The organism is Bacillus sp. 165, assembly GCF_017742235.1.
GTDB lineage: Bacteria > Bacillota > Bacilli > Bacillales > Bacillaceae_G > JAGHKQ01.
Genome location: NZ_JAGHKQ010000006.1, coordinates 112,185 through 131,149 on the forward strand (window position 1 = coordinate 112,185; position 18,965 = coordinate 131,149).

At 39.0% G+C, this 18,965-nt stretch carries 23 protein-coding genes; 5 read left to right on the top strand and 18 right to left on the bottom strand.

Going from position 1 to position 18,965, the window contains the following annotated elements; genetic code table 11:
• Nucleotides 1-12: 12 nt before the first annotated feature.
• The 5 genes from J7Q84_RS11225 to J7Q84_RS11245 all read right to left on the bottom strand — a co-directional run bounded on the left by J7Q84_RS11225 (nt 13) and on the right by J7Q84_RS11245 (nt 6,384).
• A complete protein-coding gene (locus J7Q84_RS11225; protein ID WP_481747547.1) occupies nt 13-2,184 on the bottom strand; it encodes a penicillin-binding protein in 2,172 nt (723 codons plus the stop codon).
• A 15-nt stretch (nt 2,185-2,199) separates the two neighbouring features.
• Nucleotides 2,200-2,553 (bottom strand): cell division protein FtsL, encoded by a 354-nt coding sequence (gene ftsL, locus J7Q84_RS11230; protein ID WP_209094650.1) that lies wholly within the window; start codon nt 2,551-2,553, stop codon nt 2,200-2,202.
• A 16-nt stretch (nt 2,554-2,569) separates the two neighbouring features.
• Complete coding sequence (gene rsmH / locus J7Q84_RS11235; RefSeq protein ID WP_209094651.1) at nt 2,570-3,502, bottom strand: 16S rRNA (cytosine(1402)-N(4))-methyltransferase RsmH; 933 nt, start codon at nt 3,500-3,502, stop codon at nt 2,570-2,572.
• Between the two features lie 273 nt (nt 3,503-3,775).
• Nucleotides 3,776-5,389 carry a bacillithiol biosynthesis cysteine-adding enzyme BshC gene (bshC, locus tag J7Q84_RS11240; RefSeq protein WP_209094652.1) on the bottom strand — a complete coding sequence of 538 codons (1,614 nt, stop codon included), beginning with the start codon at nt 5,387-5,389 and terminating at the stop codon, nt 3,776-3,778.
• A gap of 101 nt (nt 5,390-5,490) precedes the next feature.
• Nucleotides 5,491-6,384: a 2-dehydropantoate 2-reductase gene (locus tag J7Q84_RS11245; protein ID WP_209094653.1), complete on the bottom strand. Its 894-nt coding sequence runs from the start codon at nt 6,382-6,384 to the stop codon at nt 5,491-5,493.
• 177 nt (nt 6,385-6,561) lie between these two features.
• Here J7Q84_RS11245 and J7Q84_RS11250 point away from each other — a divergent pair, with 177 nt between their 5' ends.
• Nucleotides 6,562-7,032, top strand: a complete 471-nt coding sequence (locus tag J7Q84_RS11250; protein WP_209094654.1) for an N-acetyltransferase — start codon at nt 6,562-6,564, stop codon at nt 7,030-7,032.
• Nucleotides 7,033-7,093: 61 nt separating this feature from the next.
• On the opposite strand, the gene J7Q84_RS11255 is transcribed toward J7Q84_RS11250, so the two are convergent.
• The 4 genes from J7Q84_RS11255 to J7Q84_RS11270 all read right to left on the bottom strand — a co-directional run bounded on the left by J7Q84_RS11255 (nt 7,094) and on the right by J7Q84_RS11270 (nt 9,462).
• Nucleotides 7,094-7,654, bottom strand: a complete 561-nt coding sequence (locus J7Q84_RS11255; RefSeq protein ID WP_209094655.1) for an RsfA family transcriptional regulator — start codon at nt 7,652-7,654, stop codon at nt 7,094-7,096.
• A 193-nt stretch (nt 7,655-7,847) separates the two neighbouring features.
• Nucleotides 7,848-8,606 (bottom strand): enoyl-CoA hydratase/isomerase family protein, encoded by a 759-nt coding sequence (locus J7Q84_RS11260; protein ID WP_209094656.1) that lies wholly within the window; start codon nt 8,604-8,606, stop codon nt 7,848-7,850.
• A 114-nt stretch (nt 8,607-8,720) separates the two neighbouring features.
• Nucleotides 8,721-8,894 (bottom strand): 50S ribosomal protein L32, encoded by a 174-nt coding sequence (gene rpmF, locus J7Q84_RS11265; RefSeq protein ID WP_209094657.1) that lies wholly within the window; start codon nt 8,892-8,894, stop codon nt 8,721-8,723.
• Nucleotides 8,895-8,955: 61 nt separating this feature from the next.
• On the bottom strand, nt 8,956-9,462 hold the full coding sequence (locus J7Q84_RS11270; RefSeq protein WP_209094658.1) for a YceD family protein: 507 nt from the start codon (nt 9,460-9,462) through the stop codon (nt 8,956-8,958).
• Nucleotides 9,463-9,678: 216 nt separating this feature from the next.
• On the opposite strand from J7Q84_RS11270, the gene J7Q84_RS11275 reads away from it, so the two are divergent.
• Nucleotides 9,679-10,920 (top strand): nucleotidyltransferase, encoded by a 1,242-nt coding sequence (locus J7Q84_RS11275; protein ID WP_209094659.1) that lies wholly within the window; start codon nt 9,679-9,681, stop codon nt 10,918-10,920.
• A 45-nt stretch (nt 10,921-10,965) separates the two neighbouring features.
• Here the strand turns inward: J7Q84_RS11275 and J7Q84_RS11280 are convergent, their stop codons facing one another.
• The gene (locus J7Q84_RS11280; RefSeq protein ID WP_209094660.1) at nt 10,966-11,985 is read right to left on the bottom strand and encodes a SepM family pheromone-processing serine protease; all 1,020 of its coding nucleotides are present in this window, start codon (nt 11,983-11,985) and stop codon (nt 10,966-10,968) included.
• Nucleotides 11,978-12,766, bottom strand: a complete 789-nt coding sequence (locus tag J7Q84_RS11285) for a patatin-like phospholipase family protein (RefSeq protein WP_209094661.1) — start codon at nt 12,764-12,766, stop codon at nt 11,978-11,980. The genes J7Q84_RS11280 and J7Q84_RS11285 overlap by 8 nt, the downstream gene beginning before the upstream one ends.
• 168 nt (nt 12,767-12,934) lie before the next feature.
• Between J7Q84_RS11285 and ylbJ the strand changes: the two genes are divergently transcribed.
• Nucleotides 12,935-14,128, top strand: a complete 1,194-nt coding sequence (gene ylbJ, locus J7Q84_RS11290; protein ID WP_209094662.1) for a sporulation integral membrane protein YlbJ — start codon at nt 12,935-12,937, stop codon at nt 14,126-14,128.
• A gap of 109 nt (nt 14,129-14,237) precedes the next feature.
• Here ylbJ and coaD read toward each other — a convergent pair whose 3' ends face one another.
• On the bottom strand, nt 14,238-14,729 hold the full coding sequence (gene coaD / locus J7Q84_RS11295; protein WP_209094663.1) for a pantetheine-phosphate adenylyltransferase: 492 nt from the start codon (nt 14,727-14,729) through the stop codon (nt 14,238-14,240).
• 4 nt (nt 14,730-14,733) lie between these two features.
• Nucleotides 14,734-15,297 (bottom strand): 16S rRNA (guanine(966)-N(2))-methyltransferase RsmD, encoded by a 564-nt coding sequence (gene rsmD / locus J7Q84_RS11300; protein WP_209094664.1) that lies wholly within the window; start codon nt 15,295-15,297, stop codon nt 14,734-14,736.
• 406 nt (nt 15,298-15,703) lie between these two features.
• Here rsmD and J7Q84_RS11305 point away from each other — a divergent pair, with 406 nt between their 5' ends.
• The gene (locus J7Q84_RS11305) at nt 15,704-16,093 is read left to right on the top strand and encodes a DUF7147 family protein (RefSeq protein WP_209094665.1); all 390 of its coding nucleotides are present in this window, start codon (nt 15,704-15,706) and stop codon (nt 16,091-16,093) included.
• 90 nt (nt 16,094-16,183) lie between these two features.
• On the opposite strand, the gene J7Q84_RS11310 is transcribed toward J7Q84_RS11305, so the two are convergent.
• Nucleotides 16,184-16,459 carry a YlbG family protein gene (locus J7Q84_RS11310; protein WP_209094666.1) on the bottom strand — a complete coding sequence of 92 codons (276 nt, stop codon included), beginning with the start codon at nt 16,457-16,459 and terminating at the stop codon, nt 16,184-16,186.
• A gap of 132 nt (nt 16,460-16,591) precedes the next feature.
• Here J7Q84_RS11310 and J7Q84_RS11315 point away from each other — a divergent pair, with 132 nt between their 5' ends.
• Complete coding sequence (locus tag J7Q84_RS11315; RefSeq protein WP_209094667.1) at nt 16,592-16,912, top strand: hypothetical protein; 321 nt, start codon at nt 16,592-16,594, stop codon at nt 16,910-16,912.
• Between the two features lie 78 nt (nt 16,913-16,990).
• Here the strand turns inward: J7Q84_RS11315 and J7Q84_RS11320 are convergent, their stop codons facing one another.
• From J7Q84_RS11320 to J7Q84_RS11335, 4 genes are all read right to left on the bottom strand, one after another.
• Nucleotides 16,991-17,443 (bottom strand): YlbF/YmcA family competence regulator, encoded by a 453-nt coding sequence (locus J7Q84_RS11320; protein WP_209094783.1) that lies wholly within the window; start codon nt 17,441-17,443, stop codon nt 16,991-16,993.
• A 58-nt stretch (nt 17,444-17,501) separates the two neighbouring features.
• The gene (locus J7Q84_RS11325) at nt 17,502-18,074 is read right to left on the bottom strand and encodes a histidine phosphatase family protein (protein ID WP_209094668.1); all 573 of its coding nucleotides are present in this window, start codon (nt 18,072-18,074) and stop codon (nt 17,502-17,504) included.
• A gap of 85 nt (nt 18,075-18,159) precedes the next feature.
• Nucleotides 18,160-18,402, bottom strand: a complete 243-nt coding sequence (locus J7Q84_RS11330) for a YlbE-like family protein (RefSeq protein ID WP_209094669.1) — start codon at nt 18,400-18,402, stop codon at nt 18,160-18,162.
• Nucleotides 18,403-18,420: 18 nt separating this feature from the next.
• Nucleotides 18,421-18,834, bottom strand: a complete 414-nt coding sequence (locus tag J7Q84_RS11335; RefSeq protein WP_209094670.1) for a YlbD family protein — start codon at nt 18,832-18,834, stop codon at nt 18,421-18,423.
• Nucleotides 18,835-18,965 lie beyond the last annotated feature (131 nt).

Genomic DNA, 18,965 nt, shown 5'->3' on the forward strand with positions numbered 1-18,965 from the left:
GCCAAATGATCCTTAACCTCCAGTAAACCTCTCTTTTGATTCTTTCTTGTCTTCCTGCTTTGGCTTTTGAGGAGGACTGAATGTAACCTGAAGAGTATCTCCTGCTTTCACCTGCGAACCGGATTGTATGCTTTGCTTTGTAACATATCCTTCACCGGAAGCAGTGAATTTCAGCTCCAACAAATCCGTTATAGCCGTCACTTCTCGAAGCGACCAACCTGTCATATCTGGTAGCGTGCTTTTTCCCTTTGTAATCAAAATAACTCGTTCACCCTTCAGCACACTTTCTTCGCTTGACGGATATTGCTTTTCAACACGTCCATCACCTAACAAAATTGGTTTTGCACCAAGCTTTTCAAGCGCCGCCTTGGCATCCTTTGCCGAAAGCCCTGTTAAATCTGGAACGATGATGCTTTTCTTTTTAACAGCCTTTGACGGCTGCTTCAGTTCTTTCTTTTTAATGTCTCTATATGGCAGCGTATTTTTTGCTACCGATTTAAAGATTTCTGCAAGCGGCGTAGAGCCAGCATCCGTAGGCTTTAATTTTGGCTGCTTAATGGATAAATAGACGATAATATCAGGATTTTCAGCCGGTACCATTCCTAAAAAGGAGAAGCGGTAATTCTCTCTTCCTGTCATATAACGTCCTGTAGTCGGATCAACAATCTGCGCGGTTCCTGTTTTTCCGGCCACAGAATATCCATCAATTCGATATGGCTTCCCTGTTCCTTTTTCCGAAGAAACAACAGTCTCCAATAACTCACGAACTTGCTTGGCTGTTTCCTTGGTAATTGGTTTTGAAACAACCTCTGGACTATTCTGTAGTTGTACCTTTTTTGATTGGGGATTTACAATCCGCTCAATAATATAAGGCTTCATCATATTGCCATCGTTTGCGATGGCTGTCGCCGCTTGAACTTGCTGGATAGGAGTAACAGTTGACCCTTGTCCGAAGGCTGTCGTTATTTTATTGAGGCTTGATTTAGATAAAATGGTGTTTCTACCTTCTCCTGGCAGGTCGATGCCAGTCTTTTTATCTAAGCCAAACTTATGCAAATATTCATAGTACCTGTCGAATCCAAGCTTTTGCTCAGCTAAAATAGAAAAGGCTACGTTAGAAGAGCGCTGCACACCCTCATCAAATGTAATGCTGCCCCAGCCGACATCATTATGATCCTTAATCTTTCTAGTTCCTACCTGGTACGCTCCTGATTGATAATACTCACTTCCGTTATAGACACCTTCGTTAACAGCAGCTGCTAATGTGAAAATCTTCATCGTCGAGCCCGGCTCATACGCGTTATAAATAGGATCATTATTAAAATATGTGATATTTCGTTTATTCGGATCAAAGCTCGGCCTGCTGGACATTGCCAAAATTTTTCCAGTTTTTGCTTCAGCCACAATGGCAATTAAATCGGAAGGCTGATATTCTTCATCCGCTTTTTTCATCGCATTCTCCAAAAAACCTTGAATACGTTGGTTAATCGTGAGATAAACATTGCTTCCGTCCTTCGCAGACTTTATATCTTCAGGAGTTTTAGCAAATTTATTTCCACGTGAATCTCCTTCGAATTTGACGTATCCATCCTCCGCCTTCAAATATTTATCTAGGCTCTTCTCCAAACCAAAGCGTCCTTCAATTTGGTCATCATCATTCATTTTAGCAAACCCAAGTATGTAAGATGCGAAGTCTCCGTTTGGATATATTCTCGCCTTTTCCTCTATAAACGTAATGCCCGGCAACTCCAAATTTTCGATTTGCAGCTTCTGCTCTTTAGAAAGTCCTCGTCCTGCCGTTCCAAATTCCACTTGATACGCTTCAGTATTCAGACGTTTGGCAATCTCTTCTCTATCTACTCCTAAAACGATAGCAAGCTTCTGTGCTGTCTCTTCTTTGTTCTCTACCTTTTCGTCACCTTTTAAGACAGCGACCACTTTATATGCTTTCGTATCCTGTGCTAGCGGAATTTTATTAAAATCGAAAATAGTGCCCCGCTTCCCTTCAATCTTTATAGATTTATTATGCTTTGCTTGGGCCAATTTTTTTAAAGATTCCCCATGCACAGTGGCAAATACCTGTATATACAAAAACCTTCCAAATAATAGAAAAAAGAGCAGGGCAAATAGTAACATTAAACATCCTGCTCCCTTGTTTGTATTTATTTTTTTAGTTGCCAACATTCCTCTCACCCGACTTTATTTTAATCCTTTTACATTATTTTCATTGATTTCAAGTCCCATTTCTTTCGCTTTTTCAGCTATACGCTCATATGTGCTAAGACGTTGTACTTCGACATCTAATTCCCCGTTTGTTTTTTTCTGCTCCAAAATCGACCGTTCAAGCTTGGAGACATCTGAATTAACGGTGAACATACGCCCTTTGTTTGAAATAAAGGTAACAGATGAATAAAGAAGGAAGGCGACAAAAGCGACATACAGCAGCTTTTCAAATCGTGTAACTCCAGACCGTTGGACAGCTTGTTGCTGTGTCTGTATTGGCGTACGGGACTCCCGTTCTTGCTTATTTAGTTTAACTGCAAGATTACTCAATCCTTTCTCCCCCTTTTTATAGTTTTTCAGCGATACGAAGTTTTGCAGAACGTGAGCGATTATTTTCCTCCAGTTCTTCTTGTGAAGGCAAAATTGGCTTTCTTGTAACCAGCTTTAGCTTCGGTTTGAATTCTTCTGGAATAATAGGAAGTCCCGGTGGCAGCGGAGGCGTTGTACTATGTTTTTTAAAAGTCACTTTACATATACGATCTTCTAATGAATGAAACGTGATAACACTGATTCGGCCACCTGGCTTTACAACGTCTATAGCTGCCTCTAACGCTTCTTCAAACACTTTCAATTCATCATTGACCGCAATGCGAATAGCTTGAAATACACGTTTAGCCGGATGCCCGCCTGTGCGCCTTGCAGGAGCTGGAATTCCTTCTTTAATTAACTCCACTAATTCCCCGGTTGTTTCGATAGGTTTTGTATTTCGGTAAGCTTCAATTTTTCTTGCGATTTGCTTTGAAAATTTCTCTTCTCCATATTGAAAGAAAATGCGTACCAAGTCTTCATATGACCATTTGTTTACAACATCATAGGCTGTTAACGAAGCGTCTTGATCCATTCTCATATCTAACGGCGCATCGTGGTGATAGCTAAAGCCTCGTTCCGGTGTATCCAATTGAGGAGAAGATACGCCCAAGTCGAACAATACACCATCCACTTGTGTTATGCCGATGTTTGCTAATTCTTCTTTCAAGTATCGAAAATTACTTTTTATAATCGTGAAAGGAGTTCCGTAAGCGGCCAGCTTTTCTTCTGCATGTGCAATAGCGGTCTCATCTTGGTCAAACGCAATGAGTCTTCCTTCTTCAGATAATTGTGATATAAGATAAGAGCTGTGTCCGGCTCCGCCGAGAGTACAGTCAACATATACACCGTCCTCTCTTATGTTCAGACCGTCCACGGTCTCCTTTAACAATACTGTTACATGTTTAAACATAGATGCACCTACTTTGTAAAATAATTCCTTTAATTATAGCAACTCTTTCATTATATAATAAATTCTGCCATCTTTGCTTGAAATATTAATAAAATAATGTTGCAAAACAGACATAATAACCTTACATTTTCGTTACTTATTGTTTACTTAGAAACCATTGCTAATACAGGATAAACATATCTGTCATGCATAATGGCTCCTTTTCTTTTATATAAAAATTCGTTTATTAATAAAGAAATCCTGCAAACTTTCTGCAGGATTTCTTTATTAATATTAACATTTTACAATTTTATGATGAGCATTCCAGTCAAAAGGTAAATCCACTGCTTGACGAATAAAATCAAACCCGTATTCATTTAAATAGTAACATACATTCCATACTCGTTCTTGCAGCAGCCCTAACGGCTGAAGAGATATTTCAATCCGTCTTAATTTGTTCAGTTCAGCATCATGCCTTACTTCAATTGTTTTTTGTATCTCTCGTTCAAGTATAGCAATTTGCTGTTCAATTTTTTGCTGATTTTTCTTTGCGAAAGACTCCATCGCAGGATTTATGCGGCCAGCGAGCTCCCTGAGCGCTTGATGAGCATGCTCTATTTTTTCACGTGCTTGTGTAAACTCTTGGTTCACGGGTTCTGAAATTTGAGCATTCAACCACTCTTCTCTGAGCATTGCTGCATTTTTTTGGAATACATCAGACACAGCAATTCCTATATCTTTCATATCAGCCTCAATTGCACGCTCCACATAGCTGATCATATGGCGGGTGATTACTGGAGGCATATGAAACTCTACTGCATGAAATACCTGCTTTAATTCACTCCAATACGCAACTTCGCCGGGTCCTCCAATAAAAGCAAGCGTTGGAAATAAATATTCCTGCATCAGCGGTCTCGTAACAACATTGTTGCTGAAGATCTCCGGCTTTTCTTCCACTGCTTTTTGTAATTCTTCATAAGTAAATGTAAATGCCCCATCTTTACAAGAAAACAACCCATTCTCTTCTTTTTCCAAAAGCCAGCGTTCCCCCTCTATATGCATAAAGAGATGAACTGCTTGTTCTTTTGTCGCAATAAGAGGCGTATAGCCACTCTCTTTTAGTACGCTTTGCTGCATACGTAGTCCTGTCTGAATCTCTTCATGGTGAGCCAACAACGTTTTAAAGAATGGTCCTTCCAGCTTTCGAAGTGCTTTATCTCCGGAATCGATTAAAATCAATCCGTCTTCTTTAAATAATTCCATAATAATACGAGCAAAAAAATCAACATACGTATCAGCTTTATCAAGGCAATCCTTAATAAAATGCAGCAAATCATTTGTATAGGCGGTTTCTTTATACGTTTTAAATATGTCCTGTACCCAATTCCAGCACACTTCCTTATCCAGAACTGTCTCTGAAGCAATGCTTTTTTGCTTATGCACTTGATTAAATACAGATTTTTTTATATTTTTTTCTTTCATAACGTATATATGATTGACTTCGTCTATATCATGATCTTCCCCTGCAATCCAAAACACCGGTACAACGCGGACACCCAGTTTCTCTTGCTGCTGAGAAGCAAGCTGCAAAATAGAAATGATTTTATGGATTGTATACATTGGACCCGTCAACAAACCTGCTTGCTGCCCTCCAATAACAACATATGTGTTTTCATCTTGTAAAGCATGAATATTTTCGACAGTTTTCCTGCCAGCATTAAAGCGTTCACTGTATCGCAATAAGTGAGCAACCAATTCTTTGCGCGCATAAGTACGTCCTTTTAAATCTTCTACTCTTTTTTTCATCTGATCCATTGTATAGTCAAAGTGAGCTGTCATTTTTTCTTTACCAGCCATATAATCTCCTGCTGCACCGGACAGAGAGAAAGAGATTTCTTTTACATCCATATAATTCTTCCTTTCATATGTAAAGGTAATATCTTTTCGTACGTTATACTATTCCAATCAAAATTGTAGTCAAAGTTGTCAGGAAAAGCAAAAAATAACTCCTATTGCTGTTCTTTCTGCAGCCCTTTGATGGAATAATATAAAAAAGACAATGTCGGTACATATGTATGCTGCTTATTAGCTTGCTGCAAAATATACCCTATAATCGAATCTATTTCTGTTTGCCTGCCATTCTTTATATCCATCAGCATCGAAGAATGGTTATGTGCCGTGTTTCTGCAAACCGTACATACTCTATTCCACTGCTCTTCTCTATTCTTTACTTTGACTGCTTGCAGTATTTCATCAAATACTATTTGCATTGCTTGATGTAACGATGGATTGGTCAGCAAAGCACCGTTTCTCACACCATACAAGGCTGTCAATGGGTTAATGCACGCGTTGATAATGAGTTTATTAATCATTACAGCAAACCAGTCATTTTCTATAGTGCCAGGAAAAAGCTCATTATGAAAACAATGCAGGAAAGAATTAAAATGTCCCGTGTTTCCTTGTACAATTCCTATTTTAGTGGATCCCATACCCGTATGCTCTACCGTTGTAGCATTTAGCTTTCTTGCACCATGCTCCACTATTCCTACCGCACTAGGCTGCTTCATATTTTCCAACATAGACAGATGGCTCATCCCATTTTGCAAAAACACAAATCGTTCACAATCTGTTACTCCTAAAATGTAATCCATAATACTTGGAAGATGATATTGTTTGACTGCAAAAAGCAAATAGTCATCCCTATACATCCCCTCAGCCCAGTCCTCAGCATACATCGCCACCGTATCCTTCTTTGTATTTCTCAAACAGGTTACTCCATTTTTCAGCAGCGCTTCAGCCTGCTCCGGTTTCCTTGTATAAAGAGTGACTTCCGCTCCTTTCTTCCGGAAATAATAAGCACATAACAAACCAATCGATCCTCCGCCAACAATTCCAATCTTCATTTATTTTCTCCCGTACAGTTTTACACTTAGTGTAGCAAACTTTTTAAAAAAATGCTGTGAGAAAATAAAAAATATAGACACCTTCATCCTTCATAATTTTAGTTAGTTAAGTTATAATAGTATTATAAATATTTATACTTTTCGTTACTTTACACCGAGAGAAGGATGTGAAAGCAAATGTATATTCCAAAAGTAGAGCGTTTACTTGTAAATTACAAAACTCTTGAAGAGTTTAAGAAGTTTAAAGGTTGCGGAGCGCAGGAATTGTCTATGCTAGAAGACTTACAAGAAAATATTATTGAAGACAATAGTGAATCTCCATTTTACGGGATTTATTATGGAGGATCTCTTGTTGCAAGAATGAGTTTGTATGTTACAAAGCCATATGAATACTCCATACCGAAGCAGGAGTATCTAGAGTTATTTAAGCTCGAAGTGCTTCCTACATTTCAGAAAAAGGGATTTGGGAGATCGCTCGTAGATTACGCAAAAAGCTTGAACATGCCGATTAAAACAACTGCACGTGTGAATTCAGAAGAATTTTGGCAAAAACAAGGCTTTCAAAAAACAACCAATCATGAGGGCACAGTATATCTGTGGTATCCTGAAACAAAGGTGAATACGGTTTCAAATGGAGAATCTGCATAATTTATCTGCTGCTCCAACCTCAAAAGAAAAACAGCTGTAGTTACAAACTCCAGCTGTTTTTCTATTTCTCAATTTTTTCTAGTACATTTCGTTCGCGTAAAAGCTGTACTTTCTTTTCTCGTTCAGATGACTCCAGCACCACTACGTTTCTTTTTCGATCAATATAGTCAAAGAGTGTTCTATATTCTTCCTCTAAGAGTTCAAGCTTTGTCAGTAATTCTTCTTTTTCGTTTAGAAGAAATTGCTTTTCTTGCTCCAACTTTTCTATTTGAGCATGCAAGGTATTTTCATTAGTTTGTTCTTCTAATTTTTGTAAAAAAGCAACAACTTGGCTAAGTGTAATAGAATCACTGGATTGGTTGTTCACACTTTGCTTTACAGGCTCTTCACGTACAATCGCTTCCTTACGAAGTTGCTTAGCTTCTTCTATGTGAGCTTTATATTGCTTTCTCACGTAGGAATTCCACCGAAATCCGCAGGCTGCGGGGGTTCTTGATAAGTGTCGGCCTACTTCTTTAAAAGCTAACAATTGTGTTCCGCCTTCCTTGATGTGACGCAGCACAACTTCCGCTAACAATAAATCTTCCTCATCAGTCCATGCATCTTGACGTGTTGTCGCCATTCTGATCTCTCCTTAGCCATTTTTTACTAAACATATGCGACTAATAGAGGAGATAGAATGTTAAACAGTATGATTTTTTATTAAAAATCTGTTTCTTCTATCAAGAAATCGAAGCGGTTAATTCCCTATTCCTCACTCAATACGGTTGTAGACATCCTGATCTATTTATTTCTATAGTTGCATTGTACTATTCTTAGCCTTCTAAAAACGCAGCCACTGCCTGATGATGAGCGTCTCCTTCCCAAAGAACCGCACATTCTTCAATTTCTTCTCTCATTCGCTCTTGCAGTCCTGTTACCTTCCATTTTCTCACTGCTATTTTTTTATAAGCAGCTAGAACTTCAGCACGAGGGGAGAGTGTCTCCTCAATCCAGTTGCGACATGATAGTTTTAAATCTCCATCTATAATTTTATGAATAAACCCAATTGTATGAGCCTCCTCAGCAGAATAGCGTTTGGCAGAATATAAAAGCTGCATGGCTTGGTCATGACGAAGCTTTTCGTACAGCATCGTTCCCCCGCCCCATCCAGTTGTAATCCCTAAATGCCCTTGTACAAATCCAACTTGTGCCGTATTGATTGCCAACCGATAATCACAGGCTGCCGCAATTTCACAGCCACCTCCCACAGCCGTTCCGTTCAATAAAGCAATTGTAGGCTTAGGTAGCGTCATCAACTTATATAAAATGCCTCCCATTTTACTAAGCATTTCAAGCGCTTCTTCTCTTGTATATAAACCATGAAATTGCTGAAGATCTCCACCTGAGCAGAAAGCCTTGTCTCCAGCACCTGTTATCACAAGGGCCTTATCTTTTTCGCTTTGAGATACTTCTCTCACTACTTTGTCTAATGCATCCATGACATCATAATCAACAGCATTGCGGCGCTCCGGCCGGTTCAACGTCACCCAAACGATTCCTGCTTCATCTCGTTCTACAATTAATTTCTCCATATTTTCCTCTCCTCTTAACTTTCTGTACTATGTATGCTTCGAGAAAGAAAGAAAAAATCCCTTTAAAAATAAATAAGCGCAAGGGATATCCCTTGCGCTTACCTGTCAGCAAAATTATTTGCTAACAACTTCTTTACCTTTGTAAGTACCACATGCTTTACATACGCGGTGAGCTAGTTTCATTTCACCACAGCTTGGGCATTCTACCATACCAGGTACAGATAATTTAAAGTGTGTACGACGTTTTCTTTTTGCAGTTTTAGATGTTCTTCTAAAAGGTACAGCCATTATTCCCACCTCCTTAAACAGAGTCAGATTCATATGAAGACCTTACGGGGACTTCGCACGTTTACTTGTCAAAAAACTTCGCAAGCCCAGCCAATCGAGGGTCGATTTTCTCTGCTTGATCCTTTTCAGAAATCACTTGCCAGTCTTGACCTTTCGTAGGTGCTCCACCTGCAGGTTCAGCTTCTTCACTAAACACTTGCAGCGGAATTTCCAGAATTATATTTTCCTTAATTACCGGGAGTAAGTCAAGTACTTCTCCCTCTAAATAGCGAAAATCTTCATCACCTTCGTATTCCGTATGTTCCAGCAGAAAAACTTCTTTCGTATGAACATCAAACGGAAGCGGTACATCAACTAGCGATCGTGAACAAGGGAGAACCATTGTTCCAGTAATATGAAGATGAAAGGTAATGTAGTCGGATGTAAAATCTGCCCTTCCTTGTAAATGAACCGGAGAGATCTCTCGAATATCCGTATTCTCTTCTTTCAATTCACTTACATCTACCATTTCATCGAACGTTAATCCCTTATTTCGATATTTTTGAAGCTGATGAATTGACCATTTCATAATTTAATCACCTCAAGGCAACAAAGAAAATTATAGCTTTGACTGATGTATTTGTCAATATTTTTTCTTTACACTATAATGTAAGTATTATCCGCAATATATACAGATTACCATGTTTTTATACGAAAAGAAACAAAACTTTATCGCAGCATAGTTTTCTTTGTTAAATTTGCTTATTTACCTGCACTGTTGGTTCCTAAGAAAGGAGGACAGCTCATGAAAGCTGCCGGTGTTATTGTTGAATATAACCCATTTCATAACGGACATGCTTATCATTTGCAAGAAACGAAAAAGTTAACAAACGCTGATATTACTATTGCAGTTATGAGCGGACATTTCTTACAGCGGGGAGAACCTGCTCTCGTATCTAAATGGGCGCGAACAAAAATGGCGTTAGAAGGCGGAATTGATCTTATCATTGAGCTTCCCTATGCATTTGCCACTCAAAAGGCACAGACCTTTGCAAGCGGAGCAGTTTCATTATTAGATGCATTAGGAGTGCAAGAAGTGTGTTTCGGAAGCGAAAGCGGCAACATTGACAGCTTTTTAGACACGCTTTTTTTACAAGAACAGTTTACAGACACTTTTGAACACAATGTGAGACAACGAATGAAAGAAGGGAGCAGTTATCCAAAAGCATTATCTGAAGCATTTGGTGCTCTGCAAGGAGAGGCGCATACTGTCGACATGGCTAAGCCGAATAACATCCTAGGTTTCCATTACATACAAGCTATTCATCGGCAGCAAAGCTCCATTGTTCCTATAACCGTAACTCGATTAAACGCACAATATCATGACGAGACATTTGCTTCTGCAACTATTGCCAGCGCAACGAGCATTCGAAAGCAATTACTGTCTTCGTCGATTTCCTTTCCAACCATCGAAGGTGTCGTTCCTGCCGTTACTTATCAGCATCTAAAAGACTATTACGCTCAATACAGGCTTCTTCACAATTGGGAGCATTATTTCTCATTTCTTAAATACCGGTTACTTTCCTCCTCGGCTTCACAATTACAGCACATATATGAAGCTGAAGAAGGGTTAGAAAACCGGTTACTTTCGCATATTCAAGAGGCAAACTCATTCCACTCGTTCATGGAGAGCATTAAAACAAAACGATATACTTGGACTAGACTACAGCGCCTTTGCTTACATATACTTACAAACACCACAAAAGAAGAGATGAGGAGTATAAACGAAAAAGAAACGGCCCCTTACATACGGATTCTCGGGATGTCGAAAAAAGGACAGCTCTACCTGTCCTCGATAAAAAAACATGTACCTGTTCCCATTATCACTCGTTTACAAGCATTGGATCATCCATTGCTGCAACTCGATAAAAAAGCAAGTGCTGTCTACTCTGCTGTTTTTGAAGAACCTCTTCGCTCCAAAATGCTAAAGGTAGAAATGACACATCCTCCTCTGCGGTATGATGAGGATACCAATATGTTTCTGTAATAGAAAGAAGTGCCACAGATTGACAAGGCACTTCTCTTTATTTGTTTATTTTTTTAATTTTTCTAAATAAGCAAGCGCATCATCTAGTGTATCAACTGGGATAATCTTCATTTTTGTACCTATATCCTTTGCAGTTTTTACCGCTTCTTTATAGTTGGATTTTGAATCGCCCTGTTCATTAGGTGCAAAGAAAATTTCTGCGCCTGCATTGCTCGCCGCCACAATTTTTTGGGAAATCCCCCCAATCGGACCAACTTGACCTTTTTCATCTATCGTTCCAGTACCTGCAATTTTATGTCCTTTTGTTAAATCCTCTTTTGTTAACTGGTTGTAGATTTCAAGCGTAAACATCATCCCAGCAGATGGTCCTCCAATTCGATGGGAGTCAATTGCTACTTTCGGCTCTACCTCCAGCTCTTGATCTGTAACAATAGCAACCCCGATACCAACCCGCCCCTCTGCTCCTTTAATGGGCTGCAGCTGAAAGGTTTCACTTTTTTTCGTTTTATCACGAGTAAATTCAATAGTAACTGCATCACCTTGTTTTTTCATATTCATATAATCGATAAACTCTTGAGCCGTTTTCAGCGCAGTTCCATCCACAGCTTGCAAATGGTCGCCAAGCTTCAACTTGCCGTATGCAGGCATCCCTTTTACTACATCAAGCACCAGCACTCCTTTATTGTTAATGGTAACGGATTTATGCGCACGCGTATAAGCATTTAATTTTGCAGCATCCTGTGACCCTTTCATCATATATAGCTGTTGAAATTGATAGTCCTCATCAGACTGTCCCTTTTGTAAAATTTCCTCTTCCTTATAAATTTCATGATATTTATTCCATTTTGCTGTCAGGTAGTTGACGATATTTGCTTTTGACATCGATACTGTCACAAGCATAAAATCGCCTTCTTCCTTATAACCATTCTCCACCTTCACATATGGTTTTAATTCCTCCGCTAGCCCAGGCTTTGTAATATAAAACGGTAATTGAATGTACGTAACACCTACAGCGAGGATCACTGCTAATAAAAATACATTTAAATAGCGAAACCTTTTAAACATTATGGTTCTCCTTCCACTTCTCAATCATTTCTTTAATCGAATCAACATGCTTTACTGCTTCCTCTTCTCCTACCTGTATAATCTCCTCAATGTTTGTAAAAGCTCGGGAACTGAATCGTTCAATGGCAGGACGCATCATCAAGTCAGACGCAATTTCACGGTTTCTTACCATCTCGTGCTGCATAATTTCAATACTTTGCATAATCACATCATAGATTGAAGTAACTTCTCCGTTTACTTTAATGGGAGAAACATCCACTGCTATAGTAATATCAGCACCCATATCTTTCACAACAGATACAGGAATACGGTCTATGACTCCCCCATCTACTAGCAATTTCCCATCTACTTTCTCAGGTACAAAAATCCCCGGTACGGCAATGCTTCCTCGTACAGCCTCGGCAATCGGTCCCTTTGTAAATACTACCTTTTCACCTGTTAAAATATCTGTTGCTACGATCGCTATAGGTATCTCAAGCTCTTCTATATTTTTATTGTATGTAAGCATTCTAATCATATCTTTTACGCGTTTGCCTGCAATAAAACCCATTTTAGGAACCGTAAAATCTAAATAATACTTTCGTTTAAAAATTTTTCCCAAACGATATAAGCGCTCTGTATCTAATCCAGTAGCGTAAACAGCCGCAACGAGCGCACCCATACTGCTTCCTGCGATCATATCAATTGGAATCCCTGCTTCTTTTAATACTTTAATAACACCCAAATGCGCAAAACCCTTCGCTCCCCCTGAACCAAGAGCGAGCCCTATTTTCGGTTCCATCCTCCTCCCCCTTTCCAATTTAGTTTCTCTATAAAGGAATAGTGGTGACAAAAGCTTACCTGCTATAAGAAGACTCCCTTCAGAAAAGAGTTTCACTTTATCTTATGGTCTAAACAAGCCCCCTATCCTCGTATACTTAAATGACAGTGTAAGAAAAGGGGGCCCGCTATGCATTCCAAAATAAAAACTTTTATATTAGCTGGAGCAGTCACTTGCTTTACAGCAGCGCTTATCCTAAATCCCCAAGCTTCTTTAGAAGCCTCCATACGCGGTGTAAATATTTGGTGGGAAGTTGTCTTCCCGTCCCTATTGCCGTTCTTCATCATGTCTGAATTGCTTATTGGAATTGGGGTTGTGAGCTTTATTGGGATACTGCTAGAGCCACTAATGCGTCCGTTATTTCGTGTTCCAGGTGTCGGTGGATTTGTTTGGGCGATGGGGATGGCCTCTGGCTTTCCATCAGGCGCTAAAATAAGCGCACGGCTACGTCAAAACGGTCAACTAACACAAACTGAAGCAGAGCGACTCGTATCTTTTACAAACTCTTCTAATCCTCTCTTTATATTCGGAGCGGTAGCTGTTGGTTTTTTTAACAATCCCGGTCTTGGCATTCTTCTAGCTGCTTCCCATTATATCAGTAACTTTTGCGTAGGTCTTGTAATGCGTTTTCATGGAAAGGATAAAATAAAGGAAGAACCAAAAGTTAGACCATTTTCTGTAATTTACGCCTTTCAAACCCTTCATAGCAAAAGGTTAGAGGACAAACGCCCTATTGGCAAGCTAATAGGTGATGCCGTGGTATCCTCCATTCAAACCCTTTTAATGATAGGTGGTTTTATTATTTTATTCTCAGTTATTAACAAAATGCTGCAAGTCATTCATATTACAGAGTTTTTCGCTTCAATCATCCAATACAGTCTAACGCTCCTCCATATTCCAGCTCAATTCAGCATTCCGATATTTTCTGGGATGTTTGAAATTACGCTTGGAAGTCAGCTAACCAGTCAAACAGAAAACGTCTCTCTTCTTCATCAAGCAATGATTACCAGTTTTATCCTAGCGTTTAGCGGGTTATCTATACAAGCACAAGTCGCAAGCATTCTTGCGGAAACCGACATTCGGTTTCGTCCTTATTTCTTTGCACGATTCATGCAAAGTTTCATTGCTCCACTTTGTACATATGTTTTATGGAATCCTTTATATGTTAATCTCCACACGTTTCAGCAACATGAAGGAGATTTACCCGTGTCATTCCCGTTATCTGAAAGCTGGCATACAATAAGCATATACGGGCCTGTCTTTACCCTTGTCTGCTTATATGTGTATGTATTCCTCCTGCTTCTCAAGGTGAGGAAACAGTAAAAGGCATTCGTCAAAAAACGAATGCCTTTTACGTTTATCTACCGCTTCCCATACAGGTTCACTCAATGTCACATTATCCCAGTGTTTTTCTGCCTCTCCAATAAAACAACTATTTTATTGGAGTTGTATACTTTTCTTTCAGTGCCTTTTCGACAGCAGGAGGGACAAGGTCTGCTACATTGCCTCCATATTTGGCTACTTCCTTGACTATGCTTGAACTTAAAAAGGAATACTGGTTATTTGTCATCATAAAAAATGTTTCTACGTTCTTTTCCAACTTTCGATTCATAGCGGTGATTTGCATTTCATATTCAAAATCGGAAACAGCACGCAAACCACGCAAGATAGCGTTTGCATTTTTCACTCTTGCATATTCAACTAGTAAGCCGCTGTGAACATCTACTGTTACATTAGAAAGATCCTTTGTCACTTCCCTAATGAGCTCTAAACGTTCTTCTGCTGTAAATAACGGATTTTTTGAGGAATTATTCATCACTACTACATGCACTTCTTCAAACACTTTGGCTCCCCGTTTAATAATATCCACATGCCCTAACGTAATTGGGTCAAAGCTTCCTGGACAAATTGCAATACTTGCCACTTCCCTACTCCCCCTGCTCTTCATATTTATAAATAGAGATTCCGGTTATGCCGTAAGTTTCATATTTTATACGCATCAACCTTCCAATCTGTTTCGGCAATTCTGCCGCTGTGTCATGCTCTGCCATAATAACGCCGCTCTCATTCAATAAACCGTGCGTATCAATAACGCTTATTAAAGAAATAATTTGCTGGTCTTTATACGGTGGATCCAGCAATATTAAGTCAAATGACAGTTCACGCTTCAAAAGAGCTTTTAACGCTCTCTCTGCATCATTTCGATATACTTCAGCTTGCTCTATTAGTTTGCATGTCCCCAAGTTTTGTTTAATCGTTTGAATGGCTTTACCATCCCGGTCCACGAAAATCACCTTATCCATCCCGCGGCTTAACGCCTCAATCCCGAGCCCTCCGCTGCCACCAAACAAATCTAAAGCAACGCCTCCTTCAAAATAGGGACCAATCATATTAAAAATTGCTTCTTTTACCTTATCTGTAGTCGGCCGGGTTGACATTCCGGGAACCGCTTTCAACGGGTGTCCTTTATACTTTCCAGAAACCACTCTCATCTTTTTCACTACCTTTTAAACGTTATTCCTTACTAATCCTATCATAAAATGAATGAAAGCAAAATAATACCATCCTATGAAAATTTTCATTGCCAATGTATAAGCTTATATAATTTGGACATAAATAAAGGTAACAACATCATTGATGTTGTTGCCAACCGCGGAGAAGACTTACGTTTCCCCATAAGTTCTTCCTCCGGTTTCTCCTCTCCCTTTGCCTTCTTTCTAGTGTATCACTAGAATAAGAAGGACCCTGCTTTTGCATAAAAAGCAGGGTTTTTGTTTTGTTACAAAAAGCGAAAACGGCTTGTCCACTATTATAGAAAAGGAAACTTCCGCTCTTATATAACCAATAGCTTTTCAAGAAAACATAGAAATGATACAGTTAAATGGAGGAGGAGAATATATGATTCAACGTTTTATCGAGTTAGGCGAAGGTTATTCTGATATTTATGAGCTTATTGAAATTGCAGAGGCAAATGAACATCGCCTCGCACATCTGCTGCAACTTAATACCATAATCAATCAAAAGACAGTTTGCTCTTTTGTGGTCGTACTGCAGCCTACGGCAATTGGTAAATTTCAGCCCCTATACATATGCAGAGAAGGTATTACGGTGTTAGAGGATAAAGTAACTCAAAGAATTGAATTATTTGAAAAAACAGCTGCTAAGCTGGGCAAAGAAATCATACGGTTTGACGTAAAACCATCAACCATATTTCATGAAAAGGAGTTGTATTTTAATCATTTAATTGCAATTCTACGCTTGAACCACCTTATCCCGCCGATGCAGTAAAAAAATACGTCTCTCGTACTAGAAAATATAGTAACCAAAACAAATATACTCTTTGATTTATGTAAAAAAGGACTGTTCGCAACAGTCCTTTTATAATTCTACTTTATAATCATATTCCTTTGCACGGTCCGGTTTTGCATTTTCAAATTCCGTTTTCAAAAACGGTCGATACGATGGCTCTATTTTTTTTACAAATTGAAGCTGATCAAGCTTCTCCATAAGCTGCTCTACCTGCTCCATATCACAATAAAGCACAACGTACTTCAAACGTCTGGATATATAGTGAATATTGCCGTATTTTCGAAGAGGTTTTGCATATTTTAATGAATGTAAGTACACAATAATTCCTTGTCGTTGTCCAAACATAACTTTCTCCTTCATCCTCACTAAATCTATACTTCTATTTTGTGACATTGAACCTTCCATCGACTTTGGAGATGTTTCCTCATTACTCTCGCAACGTCGATTATCATCTCTACTTAAAGCGGGGAATCTATCATGAATTTAGAAAAAATATGGGATGTTTTCTTATGTGAACTTCAAGTCAACCCACTTATCAAACGATGCTATACAAGAAAAGTTGCCGGTATCCCCTTTTTATATGTAACCACTCATTCTTCAGCAGATACATCCCATTTACAGCTAGTCATTCAAAAATCTGCGGTAGAAGTAATGAAGGGAAAGCAATTGCAAGCAGAATGTATCTTTGTCCGCATGCATAATGATGAATTTGTCTTTCGTCATCGCTTCTATGTACCGCTTCGAAAAATGTTTTGCTGCGGTAATATGTGCATTGATTGCGTACGATTTTCTAAATAAGAAAAGCAAAACCCGCTCGTTTAGGTGCAGCTGGACATTATTTAAAAGCTTATACCTTTTAGAAAAAACGGGGTAAGATTACCCCGTTTTTTTACAGCCACAACTGCCACCTGAACCACATCCGCCTCCGCAACTCATAGAATCAAAAAATGGATTCCCTGAAGGTACTTTTATTGACGATGATACTTCTTGTCCAATTACTACGCTCACTTCATCAAGCAGCTTTTGGATTTCATTTTCTGCTTGCTTGAAATTGGCGATAGTTTCATGCAGATCAACTTGCCTCTTAAGCTCACGAATTGCCTTGGTTACTACATGGTAATCAGGATGGTACTTTCCGAAGCGCTGCACTTCCTCATACCGTTCTTTCATTGCTGTAAACTTACGGATAAGCTCTTGTGCAACTGCATCTTGCTGCAATGTATATAAACGTTGACGATAACGTTCTCCTATTTCTGATTGTATAATCATACCTGCCAAAGCTTCTGCTTGGTCAAGAATTAAGACGCTTTCAAGCGTTGCAATCATTATAACACCTCCGGTTACTATCTTATCATATTTGCGATAGAAACCATAATTCCTGCTTTCATCATACACAAATGTGCTCTGAAACATTGTATCTTGTAATTCCCCATTTGTCATTATCAACCGTAATATAATTTGCACATGCATTTGTTAAAGAAGTCCGAAAGGTGACCTCTTCAGGTGCAATAGCAGTAAGGATCGCCTTTATAGCATGAGAATGAGCAACAATGATAATTCGTTTCCCCTCATGTTTCTTTGCAACATCTTGAAGAGCTGTATAACATCTGTCTACGAGCTCCTCATCGGTTTCCATTCCTTCCACTTGGCCTGATGCAATTTTTTCACGGAATTCAGCAATGGATTTACCTGATGCTTCTCCAAAATTGCGCTCTATGAAACGGTCATCTAATTCAATTGAATCTAATTTGACAGCGTTGGCAACTGTTCGTGCCGTTTCTTGAGCACGTACTAACGGACTGCTTATGATTATATCCCATTTCTCATTTTGTAAAAATTGTGCGCTTTGCAGTGCTTGCTTTTTACCAGTTTCGTTTAAAGGGATATCTTCTCTTCCTTGAATAATTTCTTGAAAGTTCCAATCAGTCTGTCCATGTCGTACTAAACAAAATTCCGTCATGTTACAGCTCCTTTTCCACTTATTACGATAGTTATTGTAACAAATCTTCTACATGACGGATAGTTTTTTATTTTTTTAGTCCTTACTAACCATTTTGCTGTTTCATATACTGAAACATCTCAAGCATAATGGATGCCATTGTCAATTGATTTTGAAATTTTGATACTCGGTCAGGTATCGTTTTTTTATAATAATGCATGGCTGCAAGTTCAAAGCCTTCTCTGTCATGAGGGTTGCGGCTTAATTTACGATACCACTGGGGCTGTTCTCGAATAAACTTTTGCAGTTCCTCTTTCGATTGCATATATTCTACAAGCTCCTGTCTCATATAAACGCCTCCGCCTTATTAATCCTTCTGAAAATGAAAGGGATTGTTTTGCGGTCGTTGTGACGTGCCACTTGAATTAGGACTTTGAAACTGCTGAATCACTTGCTGCACACTTCCAATGGCCTCAGTCACACTTGAAATATGTGTTTGAATTTGGTCCATGTCTATCTTTTTTATAAATGACATCATTTGACCGACAAAGCCCGCCCCCTCACCTTCTTTAGCAGCAGCTGCATCATCCTTCACATCCGGTGTTCCGTCCGGCTTATACGTATTCCACATTTGATCTTTTTCTCCTAGAAGATACCATTCTTCATAAAATTGCTGCCAAGTTTTTTGACCGCTACGCACAGCATTGATCATTTTAGGATGATTTTTGACAAACACCTTAAATTGTTGTACAGAAGGATGCAAATTCCCTTTCGTTTGCATTGTACTCACCTCATTAGATAACTATGGTTTTACTATATTGTAGAATGGACATTCTATGAAGGTTCGCCTATTTTAGGCTCTTTTTATTAATAAAAGTGAAGTCGGCTTATTTAAACCATAGGCTCTATACC